Raw genomic sequence first — 13268 nt, 5'->3', positions numbered from 1 at the left:
ACCAGTATTCGCCCACTGGTCTTCGACTTTCAAGTCCATTGCGCATTTCACTGGACTGCCGACCGAGGTCAGGTGAATACTGGACGGATGCCGAGCAGCACGCTCTTCGACACCGCCATCGGCCGTTGCGGCATCGCCTGGACCGACGACGGAGTGGTCGCGGTCGCCCTCCCCGAACCATCGGACGAGGCGATGACGGACTACCTCGCCGGCTTCGGTGCAGTGGAACGACCGGTCGACCCCCTCGCAGCCGAAGCGATCGAGCGAATTGTCGCCCTGCTCGATGGACGTACTGTCGACATGAGCCCGATTCCGCTGGTGCTGGACGTCTCCGAGTTCGACGCCGCGGTGTACACCGTGTGCAGTGGGATTCCCCGGGGCGCGACACTCACGTACGGCGACATTGCCCGGCGACTCGGCCACCCCGGCGCAGCCCAGGCAGTAGGCGGTGCGCTGGGACGCAATCCTGTACCGATCATCGTCCCGTGCCATCGGGTACTCGGTGCCGGTACGGAAGTCGGCGGCTTCTCGGCACCGGGTGGTACGAACACCAAACAAAAAATACTCGGTATCGAGGGAGTCCCGGGATTCGACGAGCCGACTTTGTTCTGAATTGCCGCACAATTGATTGAAACTGTTTGCCCGAATAAACCTGCCGAAACGGGGACCTGGTCCGGAATTCAGGCAGATATACCGAGAGCCTCGATCGGAGTATCGACTGCCGACACCGTTACGGCTTCCGGCCCGGGGCTGACATCGGATTCCTCCGAACGACCGCCGATCGTGAATGCACCCACATCCGGCAGCCACCCGATAGCTCCGCGTTGAAAGAGGTTGTACCGACCGGATCCAGTGGGCGTCGGGCGCTCGTTGCTGATCGGATAGCCAAGTGCGCCATAGGGTCCCCCGTGGCCGAGGTACCAGTCGAGGATCGGACCGTGCACTTCGTGGGCGCCACCTTCGGGAAGAGCGAAGACGGTAGCGTGCGTGAATTCGAGCATTCCTCCGCCCTCGGGACCGAGCATGAATTCACCGGCCTGAGCGCCGATCCAGGGATGTTCGTATGCGAAGCGATCGAATTGGTAGCTGAAAACTTCCAATCCGTTGTAATTTTCAGTCATCGCTCGACCTTTCGTCGCCCAACCTGGCGACAATTATCCACGTCGACCAGCGGCGGCGCCTGACGAATAAGACATATATGTGAAATGGGCTAGTTCAGGAGCTCGAGAATATCGGCCGGAACGAGATCCGTCGCCGTCGGATCGATCACCGTCCGAGACCACGAACCGCCGCTGCCGTCGAGACGAACCAACTGATCGGGACCGAGTAGCCACAGCTGATCTCCCGCCGACCAGTTCACTCCGTAGCCGTACGCCTCACTGGACGTAGCGGGAGCGCTGTACTGCACCGCTCCGGTGGCGTCGACGATCTGCAGCGTCGGAACGCCGTCGATGTCGACGACCTGGGCAGTCGACGCACCCGACGGCGAGGCCACCGGGGCGGACAGAACCGCGGGAGCAGGCGGAGTGGTGGTGGTCGGCGGTGGGACAGTCGTTGTTGTCGTTGTCGGAGGGACGGTTGTCGTTGTCGGAGGTTCGGTCGTCGTTGTCGGCGGAACCTCGACCGGCGGCGGAGCCGGGGACTCCTCGATGAGCGACGGATCCATCGTGGTCGGGGCCGGTGCGAGTGTCGACTCCGGAACGAGAGACGACGTCACCGTCGGCGCGGGTGTGGTGGTCTCGGGAACAAGGGCCTGAGGGGCGCTGCGGGCGGCAGCAGCGGTGCCTCCGCAACGAGCACTGGCAGCCAGGCCGAGGAGCAGACCGTTGTTCATGGTTATGTTCACAGTGGGACTCGGCTGTGAAAACCTGGTGCCCGATTTGGTTCGGATCGAGGCGGTATAGACACCGTCGAGCACCGGAGCCAGGGGTAGCGGCAGCAATTCCAAGAGTGCTCCGTTTTCCACTGCTTGAGTGATGACCACTCCGGTAGCAGCGGTTCCGGCCACCGCGAACTCACGGTCGTTTTCGCCGGCCTTCTTCAGTGTCAGCTGGTAGGTGTACTGCGCCCCCCGCGACGGGAAGGTGAGATTCACGAAGCGAATCGTACCGATAAGCCCCCGCTCGTCATTGGTACACGTCAGAGACAGCGGTGCGGGAATGGGCAACGCCGTGGTGATGGTGCCGCTGAGGGCTGTCGCCGTATCTTGTCCCGCAGCAAGGGTTGTCGGAGTGTTCGAGGCACTGATACCCACGGCCGAGATGGTCGCCAACGCGAGCACCACCCCGAGGGTCGACGTACCGCGGCCCTCGGCACTGTGCCGCCCACTGCGCGATTCCTGCAGTCGATCGTCGTCGGGCTTCGCAGTGGACTCCGCATCGGACTCCACGCTGGGCCTACGAAAACCGAACGCGGTCATGAGAAGTGCGCCGACGGCGATGCCACCGATGAACACTGCGACCGGGCCGCTGAGCCAGCTGACCGCATAGCCGAGTTTCCCGACGCTGAAGAACACACGATCGGCCTCGGACACCACGTAACTCTCGGCATCGGGCTCAGCGTTAGCGTCACCCTGAAGGAACAGCTGCGCGCTATCGGTTCCGACAGCCCCGATCTCGACCACGCGGTGGGTGATTCCTGCCCCCGACGCGTTGGTGACCTTGACGATGTCACCGACCTCGATGTCCGCGACCAGAGTCGTCTTGCTCAGCGCCAGAGCGCCCGTGTCGATGGCCGGGGCCATGGACCCGGAACGGAAAATCAGGGGGGTGATACCGAAGAACACGGCCGCGAGCGCGAACAGCACACAGATCAACCCGGCGACAGCACCGACGGTCAGAGCGATCTCGCGAAGCAGACGCGGGCGAGATCGCACGCGGGTAGCCGAGGCGGCGTGGGTATCGGACATGATCTACGTCGACGTCGCGGTGATGGTGTACGTAACGGTGCCGGATAGCGCGGGACTCGGCTGAGCCCCGGCCGTCATCGTCACGCTGATACAGAGCTGATCGGAGCCGTTCACGGGTAGAGATCGGTTCAGAGCCGGAAACGGCGTCGAAGCTCCCAGGCCGGTGACAGTGCTTATCGCCGCACCGGAGCACGCCACGCCGGACGATGGCACCCCGGTGTGCACCGAGGAGCTGAGCCTGTTCCCCAGGTCAGCGTTACTGGCTACCACGGAGATCGTGTATGTGTTGGCTACGGAACCGGCCGCGTTGGATATGAGGAGTCCAGCTGCGACTGTATCGCCGGGAAAAATCGCAGGATTTGCCAGTGTGGTCGCGAATACCGGCGGATTGTTGTCGATCGCCGGTGTACCCACTTTGATATCCAGCCGACCCGTTGTGAACACACCCGACGTGGCGGTCGCCGAATCCGACCATGCAGCAAGGGTTCCCACGGCACCGAGCCCGAGAACGATGCCAATCGACATGATGGCTCGGGCGCGCGCGCTGATGAGCGCAGAGCCTATTCGGCGGAGAACCGACCTTGCACCGGCGGTGCCACTGTGCCGCGACATCAGGGCTGCGCCCCTTCCGTATCCGTCCGCGCGCCCGAGAATTCCGGGCACTCGGCGTTGTTGCTGTTGTCCCATTGCACGATCAGATCGATTCGTGCGATGGAGGTTCGAGTGTCGTTTCCGGCTGAATCGGCCATCGAGACCTCCGCGTCGATGCGCTTCTTCTCCCCGGCCTCGAGGTCGATCCACGCGCACGATTCGGCCACCTCGCCGCCGCCGATGGAGACGCTCAGGGCTCGAAGGAACGCCGGGTTGTCGCTGTCGAAGGTCAGCCAGAGGCGTCCGTCCCGGTCGGTGTCGTTGAACACGTGGAATCGTGATTCACGCGAGTCGCCGGGAACCCACCGAATATCGTTGTCGAAGAATGCACTTCGAAGGGTCGGCGCCCACTCCCTCCCGTCGTCGCTGTACTTGATCGTTTGCGCTCGGGTGGATCCGGCACCGAGGAACAACACCACTGCGACGCCGGCGAAGGCGGCCGTGCAGGCGACAAAAGTGATGTGTCTCAAAGTGATTGCTCCTTCCGGCTCCGGTAGCGATCGACACCGGCCCCTACAAACATCACCAGGGCGTAACCGAACAGGCCGATGACAATGACGGCGACGGTGATCTTGCGCTGTTCACCGTTCAGCCAGTTGTTCACGTATCCCATGTACGGAATCGAGTACCACACCTCGCCGCGAATCTGCCCCACCTGAACTGGGTTCTCGTCGTCGGCACCGTTGTTGTCGCCGCGCGTGATGAACGTGAGTTCACCGCCTCCGCTCTGCCGGGTGGCAACGATGCGGTGGGTCACCACTTCCGGTTCACCCGAACGCAATTGGTAGGTAATCGGAGTTCCGATGGCGAGTTCGCTGGGATCGACGGGACGCACGACGATCAGACTGCCGGGCGGATACGTCGGCTCCATCGACTGTGTGAGGACGGTGTACGGAGTGGACCCAGTGACTCGCGGGACAACGACAGTGGCCAGAAGAATCAGAACCATCGCGGCCAGCAGGGTGTACGACACTATGCGGCTCGTCCACCACCACACGCCCGTGTGCTCGTCGTCTTCCTCATGTGGCGGGACGACCGGGATGACATCGGTGTCGTCGGTGGTCATGCCTGATCCGCTCGGAAAGAGAACGTCACCGTCGAGGAGACGCTCTGGGGTGGTGAATCGGAAGTGGTGAGGCGAAAGCACCACACCTCGTTCGATCCTGGAGCAAGGGGGCGGGCCGCGGGCGCCGTGGGCACCTGAGCGCCCGCCGCATTGCCATTGAACAGCGCTGTCGCACCGGTGGGTGCGCCGGCTGCGGGGCATGCCGACGCGTCGGCGACGGTGCTCGCCGTCAGAGTGAATGGGAGCGATCCATTGACCGTCGTGGTCTGCAGGCGAAAGACGAAGGGGGTGCTTCCGTTGTTGCGAATCAACAACGGTGCCTGCGCGAAACCGTTCGGCACGAGGACGTCGTTACCCAACCCCGGGATGACGAAGTCCGCCACCTCGGCCGAACCCTCTGGCCCGAGCTTGATGTCCAAGGTGCCCGAGGTGATGGTGCCCCCGCCGAGCACTTCCTCGTCGCGCCATAGCGCGCCCGTCACCTGTGCTGAGCCAAAACTCACCACAAGGACGGACGCGGCTGCCAACGCCCAGTATCGACCGTGCTTCAAAGGAACCAGGACTCAGAGCGGACGGATCTGTGTGAGGTCGAGGGTGAATTCCTCCAGGCTGATGCTCTGGTTCTGGGCATCCGTTCCCGTACCTGGCGCGTCTCCCGTCGTGACGTCGAACACGAACTCGACTCGAACTGTGATTCTCTGATTTTCGGCTGCTGCGTTAGGGGCGGTGATGACTGCAGAACCTGCGCCGTCCGTGGGGAGAGCGGCACCACCTTGGTCGGTGGCAGATACGGAGGTAGTGATGGCGCTCAGCAACTCGGCCGAGTCAGGGACAGTACTGGCAATAACGTTGCTGGTGTCTGCGGTGAGATTGGCCGTCAGATTGTTGCCCTCGGCCTGAATGTCGAACTGAGCCGTGTAGGCAACAACGTCTCCGGGAACGATGCGGAACGCCGCAATGTCTGCGATCGGTAGGTCGACTCCGCCATTGACGTCGTCCGATGCGTCGAACCAGGCGACCGAGTTGGGGACCAACTCGAGGCTGAGGTCTCCTGAGGTAATTGTTCCACCGCCGAGTGTCTCGCTGTCATTCCATACAGCTAGCGATCCCAAACCGCCGAGCAGCAGTACAGCTGCCGCCCCCGGCTATGGCGCCTTTGGTTGCCTTGTTCATTTGTTCTACTTTCTTCGGTGGCCGTTAAGGCCGAGGGGGGTGATCCGAACGGATCGTCGGCCATCCGAAGAGGCCTCCGCAACTGGTGCGATGCCCATTGTTTCGGAACGACCTTCTCGGCCGTTACCCAAGTGATGGTAAAAGTCCGAGGGAATGTTCGGCCGCTCGTTTCGTACTTTTGGTTTACACATGATCTCGGCATGTAAAGCTTCTCGAATTACGAAAACAGCCACCTTGCAGCGGATCGCCGCAGGTACCGTTCTCGATTACAGCGAACGAAATGCTTTCGTCCTCATTTTTCCTACCCGCTCCGCTGTTTCTCACCGATGTGCGAAGTCGACAATCGACGGCGCATCCGGGCACGAAAAAGCCCCGAGGCTCTACGCCTCGGGGCTTGAATTTCGCAGTGGTTGCCTACCGCAGAATGTCGCGGCGAACGATGGTTTCGTCGCGGCCCGGTCCGACTCCGATGCACGACATGTACGCACCCGAGAGCTCTTCGAGACGCAGCACGTAGTTCTGTGCGTTGATCGGCAGTTCCTCGAACGTGCGGGCACCGGAGATGTCTTCCCACCAACCGGGCATCTCTTCGTAGATCGGCTTGGCGTGATGGAAACCGGTCTGCGTCATCGGCATCTCGTCGTGCCGGACGCCGTCGACGTCGTACGCGACACAGATGGGCACCGTGTCCAGGCTGGAGAGCACGTCGAGCTTGGTCAGGAAGTAATCGGTGATGCCGTTGACGCGGGTGGCGTATCGCGCGATGACGGCGTCGAACCAGCCGGTGCGTCGAGCACGCCCGGTGGTGACGCCCACCTCGCCGCCCTGCTTGGCCAAGTACTCACCGTAATTGTCGAACAACTCCGTCGGGAACGGTCCCGAGCCGACACGCGTCGTGTACGCCTTCAGGATGCCGAGGACGGTCCCGATCTTGTTGGGGCCGATGCCGGAACCGACCGACGCGCCGCCCGCAGTCGGGTTCGAGGACGTGACGTAGGGATAGGTGCCGTGGTCGACGTCGAGCAGAGTGCCCTGCGACCCCTCGAGCAATATGGTCTCGCCGCGCTCGAGCGCGAGGTTGAGCTGCAACCTGGTGTCGGTGATGCGGTGCTTGAAGCCCTCGGCCTGCTCGAGCACCTCGTCGACCACCTGCTGTGAGTCCAGCGCCCGCCGGTTGTAGATCTTCGAGAGCACCTGGTTCTTGAATTCCAGTGCGGCCTTGACTTTTTGGGTCAGGATTTTCTCGTCGAGCACATCGGCTGCGCGGACGCCGACGCGAGCGATCTTGTCCTGATAGCAGGGCCCGATACCGCGGCCGGTGGTTCCGATCTTCTTGGCACCGAGGAAGCGTTCGGTCACCTTGTCGATGGCGACGTGGTACGGCATGATCAGGTGCGCATCGGCGCTGAGCAGCAGGTTCGTGGTATCGACGTCACGCTTCTCGAGGCCTTCGAGCTCGGTGAGCAGCACACCCGGGTCCACGACGACGCCGTTGCCGATGACGTTCTTCACGCCGGGCGTGAGAATTCCCGACGGGATCAGGTGCAACGCGAACTTGTCGCCGTTCGGAAGGACGACCGTGTGACCGGCGTTGTTGCCGCCCTGGTAGCGAACGACCCACTGAAGGCGTTCGCCGAACAGGTCGGTGGCTTTGCCTTTGCCCTCGTCGCCCCACTGGGCGCCGATCAGGACTATCGCCGGCATGTGCTCTCCTACGTTGCTTTCGTGCGAGGACGCGCTGCAAATACTGCTCGATCGAACGCAGCCGTCACCATTTGCCGCAGGCGCGACAGTGGCCGGGGGAACAGTCTAGCCGAGGCGGTGAGCTGGCCCGCATGCCGCTACGGTGGAGCCGAAACGAGGGCACTATGGTCGTTCGAGGGTTCGACGAAGATCTAGGAGCGCCGTGACACCGTTCGTTCTGCACTGCGGAAATCCGCCGTTGCCGATCACGCTGACCGACGTCCCACTGCGCACCGCCGATGCAGTACCGACAGACGACGACTGCAGCGCGATCTTCTCCGACATCGAATCCGCACCGGCCCCCCGCATCATCGTCCTGGGCAGCGACGCGTCCCTGGCGGCCGTACTGACCCGATTGATGCGCACCGATCGGCTGCACGTCGAAGTCGCATTCGTACCGGAGACCGCGACCGACGCCGCCCACATCTACAAGCTCGGAACGGGATCCCGTGCCGCAAAGGTGGCACTGACGGGCAAGGCGTCGAGCACACCCCTCATTCGCGACGACGCAGGCAAGGCCGTTGTCGGTCGCGCGCTCCTCGGCGGTGCCGGCGGCGCGGAACTCGAGGGCGAGGCATACGTCGACGACACTCGGTTGTTCTCCGGAGTCGTACCCGGCGTCGAGGTGGCACCGACCCCGGAACTGCCGGGGCTGCGCGCGCGAGTGATCAGCCGTCGACGATTTCTGCCTCGCCGCTGGGTGAGCGGACGGGCGATGCAGCTCGGCTCCCCCGCCGCAGACCTGATGCGCGACGGCATCGCCGGCGACCGAACGGTGAAGCGGTCGACGTTCTATCGTCACCACGAAGAGTGGCTACTGGTCCGATGACCGTTCCGCTGCGCCGCAGTCCCGTTCTGCCGAGCCCGGTGTTCGTTGCCGTCCTCGCCGTCGCGGGAGTGGGCGGCGCGCTGGCGTGGACGGCCGAGGACGTCACCTCGTTCACCGCGCGCCTCGGAGTGTTCGTCCTTGTACTGGCCGGCTGGATCGCCTCGGTGTGCCTGCACGAATTCGGTCACGCATTCACCGCATTCCGCGCCGGCGACCGAGAGGTCGAACTCCGCGGCTATCTGACGCTCAACCCGCTGAAGTACACCCACCCGCTGCTCTCGATCGTCTTACCGGTGGTGTTCATCGCGATCGGCGGAATCGGACTTCCGGGCGGGGCCGTGTACCTCCGGACCGGGCAGTTCTCGGCGTCCACGCAGCGGCGCATCGCCCTCGCCGGCCCCTTCGCCAATGCCCTAGTCGCCGTGGCACTCCTGATCGTCATTCGCATGTTCGGCACCGACGGCACTCATCAGGCCTTCTGGTACGGGCTCAGCTTCCTGGCGTTCCTGCAGATCATGGCCACGATCCTCAACCTGATTCCGGTTCCGGGACTCGACGGCTACGCCGCACTCGAGCCCTCGCTCTCGCCCGCCACCCGTGCATCGCTGAACCAGTTCAAGGGCTACGGAATCCTCGTTCTCGTCGCGTTGCTGTTCGTGCCCGCAGTCAACTCCTTGTTCTTCGGTGCGATCTACACCCTGTTCGGGCTGTCCGGTGTTCCCGAGTTCTTCGCAGGCAACGGCAACTACCTGATGCGATTCTGGCTGTGACGGCTGGTTCATCCAGGAGCAGCGGGAAGAATTGCACGGTTTCGAGCGCGATCGACGGGATTCCGTCGATGCAGGCAGGTTCTGTGCAGACTTTCCCGATTGTGTCGGTGCTCGGTCGCATAATTTCCCCATGACGACGTGGAACGACTTCTCGACGGCAGCACCGAGCCTGGCATCGGCGGTGCGCGCCAGATTCACCGCCCACAAGCACCATGTACTCGCGACGCTCCGGGTGGACGGCTCACCGCGCGTCAGCGGAACCGAGGTCGAGTTCGACGACAGCGGCGTACTGCGCCTCGGCTCGATGCTCGGAGCCGTCAAAGCACGAGATCTCCAGCGCGACGGACGGTTCGCGCTGCACAGCAATCCGGGTCACCACTCGATGGAGGGCGGGGACGCGAAGATCGGCGGGCGTGCCGTCGAAATCACCGATCCTGCTGTGCTGCAACCGATATTCGACGCCGCGCCGGGCGAGCTGGTGCCGTACCACGTGTTCGATCTCGACATCACCGAGGTCGTACTGACCTCACTGGTGGACGATCACATGCAGATCGACGTGTGGCGTCCCGGCTCCGACGTACACACCGTCACCAGGTGAGCTCTTCCTTGCAGGTTCGGCCGTGCGCGGCGGGTTCGACCTGCACCGTGGCGTGGTCGAGGCCGTAGCCGGACAGCAGCGACTTGGCACGATCGAGCACCATCGACGACGACCCCTCACATTCGAGGTGCACCGTGGCCACATCCATTCCGGTGGTGAGTGTCCACACGTGCAGGTCGTGCACTCCCGTCACGCCCGGTAGCGCGCGCAGGTCGCCGGTCAGCGCGTCGACGTCGACATTTGCCGGGCTCGCCTGGGTGAGGATGCGCAGCGCCGACCCGGCGAGCTTGATCGCACGCGGAATGACCCACAGCGAGATCAGGACGCCGACGACGATGTCCGCCCACGTCCACCCGAACACGACCATCAGCACGCCGGCCACGAGCACGCCGACGCTACCGACCGCATCGGCCAGAACCTCCATGTACGCACCGCGGACGGCCAGGGAATCCTTGGCGTCGCCACGAATGAGCAGCATCACGACAATGTTGGCCGCGAGACCGGCCGTCGCGGTGAGAATCAGTGGTACGCCGGGGATTTCAGGAGCATCGCCGATGCGTGAAATCGCCTCGTACATGATGAACGCCGCAACACCGAGCAACAGAACGGCATTTGCGATGGCGGTCAACACTTCTGCCCGATGCCAGCCGAATGTTCTTGCCGCTGCTGCACTTCCCTTGCGAGCGAGCATCAACGCGATCAGACCCATCGACATGCCGAGCACATCGGTGAGCATGTGGCCGGCGTCGGCGAGCAGGCCGAGCGACCCGATAGCCAGGGCCACGGATGCCTCGACGACGAGGAACACCACCAGGATCGCCAGCGCGACGACCATCTTGCGCACCCGAGACCTGGGCGGCCCCGCACCTGCGGGCGAGTGACCGCCCACGCCGTGGCTGTGCCCGTGACCCGCGCCCATGACTCCCCCTGGTGACCGATGTCGACTTCCGGAAGTCACCATATGCGTACATACGCATATATGCAATGGTGTGCTCGGGTCACAACTCCGGCGGGACGTGCGGATGGTCCACCGTCGGTGGAAGTGTCGCCAATGCAGAAATACGCTTGAGCCCGGCGACCTGCAGCAAGTCGACGATGATCGATCGCAACTGCGCCAGCACCACCGTCGCCGACAGACCGGCGTTCGAGATCAACTCCGGCTTGGCACCGGCCGCAACCGACCTCAACACTCGCGCTGCTTCTGCCGCGTCGGGCTTCTGTCCCGGATCGGCGAGGATCATCTGCCGCAACACCTCCACCGCATGCGCCAACTTCTCCACCTCGTCGACGACACGCGGATCGAGAATCTCGTCGTCGCGCACCAACGTCAGCGACCGGCGCGCGAGCACCCGGATATTGCGGACGGCGTTGTCGATGGGATCGGCCGTGGCCGCGAGCGCCGCAAGACGATTGCGGTGGTTCCAATACATCGGAGAGATTCGCGCGATCTCCCGGCCGCCCTTGAGGTCGGTCCGCAGAGCATCGATACCGGACTGCGTCGCACGCGCCTTGCGCAACGCCTCCTCGATCGGTTTGGGATCGTTGGCCACCAAACCGTCGGCCACCTTCTGCAACACGCTCGCAGCCGTCGCCAACACGCTCGCCGCATCCTTACGGGCTCGCCACACCGGATGCGTCGGGATCAACGCCACGATCGCGATGCCCACCAGGCCACCGACCAACGCGTCGACCATGCGGTTGGGGCCACCCATGTTGCCGGGTGGAATGAGTGTCGCGACCAGCACGGCGGACGATCCGGCCTGCATAGCGATGATCGGGCCGCCGTCGAGGAACACCGCAGCCGACATCGCCAACACCACGACAAGAGCGATCTGCCACGGACCGCTTCCGATCAGTGAGATCAGCAGATCTCCGATGCCGATGCCCACCGTCACTCCGACGACGAGCTCGGCCGATCTGCGCACCCGCGCACCGAGCGAGACGCCCAGTGAGACGACAGCGGCGATCGGCGCGAAGAACGGGCTCTCGTGACCGACGATGTCCGTCGCGACGAACCACGCCACACCTGCCGCCAACGCGCACTGAATGATGGGCAGCAGCGACAACTTCAGCCGAGCGCTGCCCGATTTCACTCGGGTTCGGCCGCGCACCCGGCTGGCGCGCGCCCTGTCAGCCCAGGCCGAGCGCTTCTGCTGCCTTGGGGTCACAGTCTTCGAGGAGGTCGAGGCAGCGGGCGTACTCGTCGTGCTCGTTGATGTCGCGGGCCGCTTTGGCGAGGACTGCGACGCATCGGAGGAATCCTCGGTTGGGCTCATGGCTGTACGGGACCGGCCCGAATCCCTTCCATCCGTTACGACGCAACTGGTCCAGACCTCGGTGGTAACCGGTACGAGCATAGGCGTACGCCGTGATGGTGGCACCGGACTCGAGGGCGGCCTCGGCCAGGTAGGCCCACGCGATGGACGCCGTCGGATGCGCCGCCGCGACAGCCTCGGGCGCTTCGTGGTTCAGCAGCGCGGATTCGGCCTCGTCGTCTCCGGGCAACAGTGTGGGTTGGGGTCCGAGCAGATCACCGAAAGAAGTCATGGCGCTCATTGTGCCCCTACGTCACCGAATCGTGTCCGAACACCCCCGGTGGCGCTCGCGGCGAGCGGCACACCCGGTCGATAGGCTGCCAGCTGACGAAATCGAGAACCTCCGAGTTCTCGGATGAATTCGGTGAACGAGGGAGAACGCATGCCGGACGAGAAGAAGAAGGCGCCCTCCGAGGCCGACGCGGCCACCGAGAAGATCGATCTGGGCAAGAAGAAGCAGGTCGACGAGCCCGCCGACCCTCCGACCGAGAAGATCGTCACTGCCCCAGCCGAGGAACCGGCAGCGGAGGCGAAGCCGGTCGCGAAGCCGACTGCAGCCCCGCGTCGTATCCCGCCGCGAAACCCGTCCGGCGCTCCAGCGAAAGATGTTGCGGCAGAGAAGAAATCACCAGCCGCCGTGCCGCAGCCGGTCGGGCCGAGGAAGATCGAGCCGCAGCAACCGAGACCGAAGCAGGTCGGACCGCAGCGCGTCGGACCCCCGCCGACGGAACCCGGCAAACCGAGTCGGAAGAAGTGGTGGGCGGCGCTGGTGGCTGTAGTTGTCGTGGTCGCGGCAGTCGCCGCCGGTGCGTATCTGCTGATCGACCGCACGAGCGTCGACGACTCCCCGGAGGCCCGGATCAGAACGACCGTCGAGTCGTTCACCCGCGCATTGGCCGACGGCGACCTCGCCACGCTGCGCAGTACCTCGTGCGGTGACCTCGCGACGTTCTACCGGGACATCCCGGACGCGGAATTCGCCGATGTCCACCGCGTCTCGGCCGAGCAGGGCAACATCCCGACCCTCGACAGCATCGACGCCATCCAGGTCGGCGACGACACCACCGCGATCGCCCAGGTCATCGCGCACACCGAGGCCAACCCGAACGATCGATCGCCGCGCACCTTCGACCTGCGCCTCGAGGGCGATCAGTGGAAGGTGTGCAGCTGACGCTGCAGGTGCGCGGAAACTCGTAGCCTGCTACGAGTTTCCGC

15 protein-coding genes and 1 pseudogene are annotated in these 13268 nt (G+C 64.0%); 5 read left to right on the top strand and 11 right to left on the bottom strand.

What is annotated here, in order from left to right; translation table 11 throughout:
* Nucleotides 1-87: 87 nt before the first annotated feature.
* Complete coding sequence (locus tag R4P47_RS19045) at nt 88-612, top strand: methylated-DNA--[protein]-cysteine S-methyltransferase (RefSeq protein ID WP_317785460.1); 525 nt, start codon at nt 88-90, stop codon at nt 610-612.
* Nucleotides 613-680: 68 nt separating this feature from the next.
* Here the strand turns inward: R4P47_RS19045 and R4P47_RS19040 are convergent, their stop codons facing one another.
* The 8 genes and pseudogenes from R4P47_RS19040 to R4P47_RS19005 form a co-directional block, all read right to left on the bottom strand.
* A complete protein-coding gene (locus tag R4P47_RS19040; RefSeq protein WP_317785459.1) occupies nt 681-1121 on the bottom strand; it encodes a hypothetical protein in 441 nt (146 codons plus the stop codon).
* 89 nt (nt 1122-1210) lie between these two features.
* Nucleotides 1211-2908: a signal peptidase I gene (locus tag R4P47_RS19035; RefSeq protein WP_317785458.1), complete on the bottom strand. Its 1698-nt coding sequence runs from the start codon at nt 2906-2908 to the stop codon at nt 1211-1213.
* Between the two features lie 3 nt (nt 2909-2911).
* Complete coding sequence (locus R4P47_RS19030; RefSeq protein WP_317785457.1) at nt 2912-3433, bottom strand: SipW-dependent-type signal peptide-containing protein; 522 nt, start codon at nt 3431-3433, stop codon at nt 2912-2914.
* 86 nt (nt 3434-3519) lie between these two features.
* Nucleotides 3520-4029, bottom strand: a complete 510-nt coding sequence (locus R4P47_RS19025; protein WP_317785456.1) for a hypothetical protein — start codon at nt 4027-4029, stop codon at nt 3520-3522.
* Nucleotides 4026-4625, bottom strand: coding sequence for a signal peptidase I (locus R4P47_RS19020; RefSeq protein ID WP_317785455.1), 600 nt, complete (start codon nt 4623-4625; stop codon nt 4026-4028). Before R4P47_RS19020 ends, R4P47_RS19025 begins: the two co-directional genes overlap by 4 nt.
* Nucleotides 4622-5107, bottom strand: a complete 486-nt coding sequence (locus R4P47_RS19015; protein ID WP_317785454.1) for a hypothetical protein — start codon at nt 5105-5107, stop codon at nt 4622-4624. Before R4P47_RS19015 ends, R4P47_RS19020 begins: the two co-directional genes overlap by 4 nt.
* Before the next feature lie 81 nt (nt 5108-5188).
* Nucleotides 5189-5755: pseudogene (locus R4P47_RS19010) on the bottom strand (alternate-type signal peptide domain-containing protein); the annotation flags it as partial.
* Nucleotides 5756-6212: 457 nt separating this feature from the next.
* Nucleotides 6213-7502 (bottom strand): adenylosuccinate synthase, encoded by a 1290-nt coding sequence (locus R4P47_RS19005; protein ID WP_317785452.1) that lies wholly within the window; start codon nt 7500-7502, stop codon nt 6213-6215.
* Between the two features lie 202 nt (nt 7503-7704).
* Here R4P47_RS19005 and R4P47_RS19000 point away from each other — a divergent pair, with 202 nt between their 5' ends.
* From R4P47_RS19000 to R4P47_RS18990, 3 genes are all read left to right on the top strand, one after another.
* Nucleotides 7705-8370, top strand: a complete 666-nt coding sequence (locus R4P47_RS19000; protein WP_068053919.1) for a hypothetical protein — start codon at nt 7705-7707, stop codon at nt 8368-8370.
* On the top strand, nt 8367-9140 hold the full coding sequence (locus R4P47_RS18995) for a site-2 protease family protein (RefSeq protein WP_317785451.1): 774 nt from the start codon (nt 8367-8369) through the stop codon (nt 9138-9140). The genes R4P47_RS19000 and R4P47_RS18995 overlap by 4 nt, the downstream gene beginning before the upstream one ends.
* Before the next feature lie 130 nt (nt 9141-9270).
* Entirely contained in the window at nt 9271-9738 is a 468-nt protein-coding gene (locus R4P47_RS18990; RefSeq protein ID WP_068053912.1) for a pyridoxamine 5'-phosphate oxidase family protein, read from the top strand.
* On the opposite strand, the gene R4P47_RS18985 is transcribed toward R4P47_RS18990, so the two are convergent.
* From R4P47_RS18985 to R4P47_RS18975, 3 genes are all read right to left on the bottom strand, one after another.
* A complete protein-coding gene (locus R4P47_RS18985; protein ID WP_317785450.1) occupies nt 9728-10657 on the bottom strand; it encodes a cation diffusion facilitator family transporter in 930 nt (309 codons plus the stop codon). The two genes, R4P47_RS18990 and R4P47_RS18985, sit on opposite strands and share 11 nt — an antisense overlap.
* Before the next feature lie 79 nt (nt 10658-10736).
* Entirely contained in the window at nt 10737-11831 is a 1095-nt protein-coding gene (locus tag R4P47_RS18980) for an FUSC family protein (RefSeq protein ID WP_094640956.1), read from the bottom strand.
* Between the two features lie 37 nt (nt 11832-11868).
* A complete protein-coding gene (locus tag R4P47_RS18975; RefSeq protein WP_068053907.1) occupies nt 11869-12285 on the bottom strand; it encodes a DUF3151 domain-containing protein in 417 nt (138 codons plus the stop codon).
* Between the two features lie 150 nt (nt 12286-12435).
* Between R4P47_RS18975 and R4P47_RS18970 the strand changes: the two genes are divergently transcribed.
* Nucleotides 12436-13224, top strand: coding sequence for a hypothetical protein (locus R4P47_RS18970; protein ID WP_317785449.1), 789 nt, complete (start codon nt 12436-12438; stop codon nt 13222-13224).
* The last annotated feature ends 44 nt before the right edge of the window (nt 13225-13268 follow it).

This window comes from Rhodococcus sp. IEGM 1370 (genome assembly GCF_033142325.1).
Lineage (GTDB): Bacteria > Actinomycetota > Actinomycetes > Mycobacteriales > Mycobacteriaceae > Rhodococcoides.
Note: the sequence above shows the minus strand (reverse complement) of the source record. Positions and strands in the feature narration are given on the sequence as shown.

Coding starts and splice junctions, on each gene's coding strand:
- R4P47_RS19035 (WP_317785458.1), bottom strand. CDS start 2,908: ATGTCCGATACCCACGCCGCCTCGGCTACCCGCGTGCGATCTCGCCCG.
- R4P47_RS19040 (WP_317785459.1), bottom strand. CDS start 1,121: ATGACTGAAAATTACAACGGATTGGAAGTTTTCAGCTACCAATTCGAT.
- R4P47_RS18995 (WP_317785451.1), top strand. CDS start 8,367: ATGACCGTTCCGCTGCGCCGCAGTCCCGTTCTGCCGAGCCCGGTGTTC.
- R4P47_RS18970 (WP_317785449.1), top strand. CDS start 12,436: ATGCCGGACGAGAAGAAGAAGGCGCCCTCCGAGGCCGACGCGGCCACC.
- R4P47_RS19005 (WP_317785452.1), bottom strand. CDS start 7,502: ATGCCGGCGATAGTCCTGATCGGCGCCCAGTGGGGCGACGAGGGCAAA.
- R4P47_RS19045 (WP_317785460.1), top strand. CDS start 88: ATGCCGAGCAGCACGCTCTTCGACACCGCCATCGGCCGTTGCGGCATC.
- R4P47_RS19030 (WP_317785457.1), bottom strand. CDS start 3,433: ATGTCGATTGGCATCGTTCTCGGGCTCGGTGCCGTGGGAACCCTTGCT.
- R4P47_RS18975 (WP_068053907.1), bottom strand. CDS start 12,285: ATGACTTCTTTCGGTGATCTGCTCGGACCCCAACCCACACTGTTGCCC.
- R4P47_RS19020 (WP_317785455.1), bottom strand. CDS start 4,625: ATGACCACCGACGACACCGATGTCATCCCGGTCGTCCCGCCACATGAG.
- R4P47_RS18985 (WP_317785450.1), bottom strand. CDS start 10,657: ATGGGCGCGGGTCACGGGCACAGCCACGGCGTGGGCGGTCACTCGCCC.
- R4P47_RS18990 (WP_068053912.1), top strand. CDS start 9,271: ATGACGACGTGGAACGACTTCTCGACGGCAGCACCGAGCCTGGCATCG.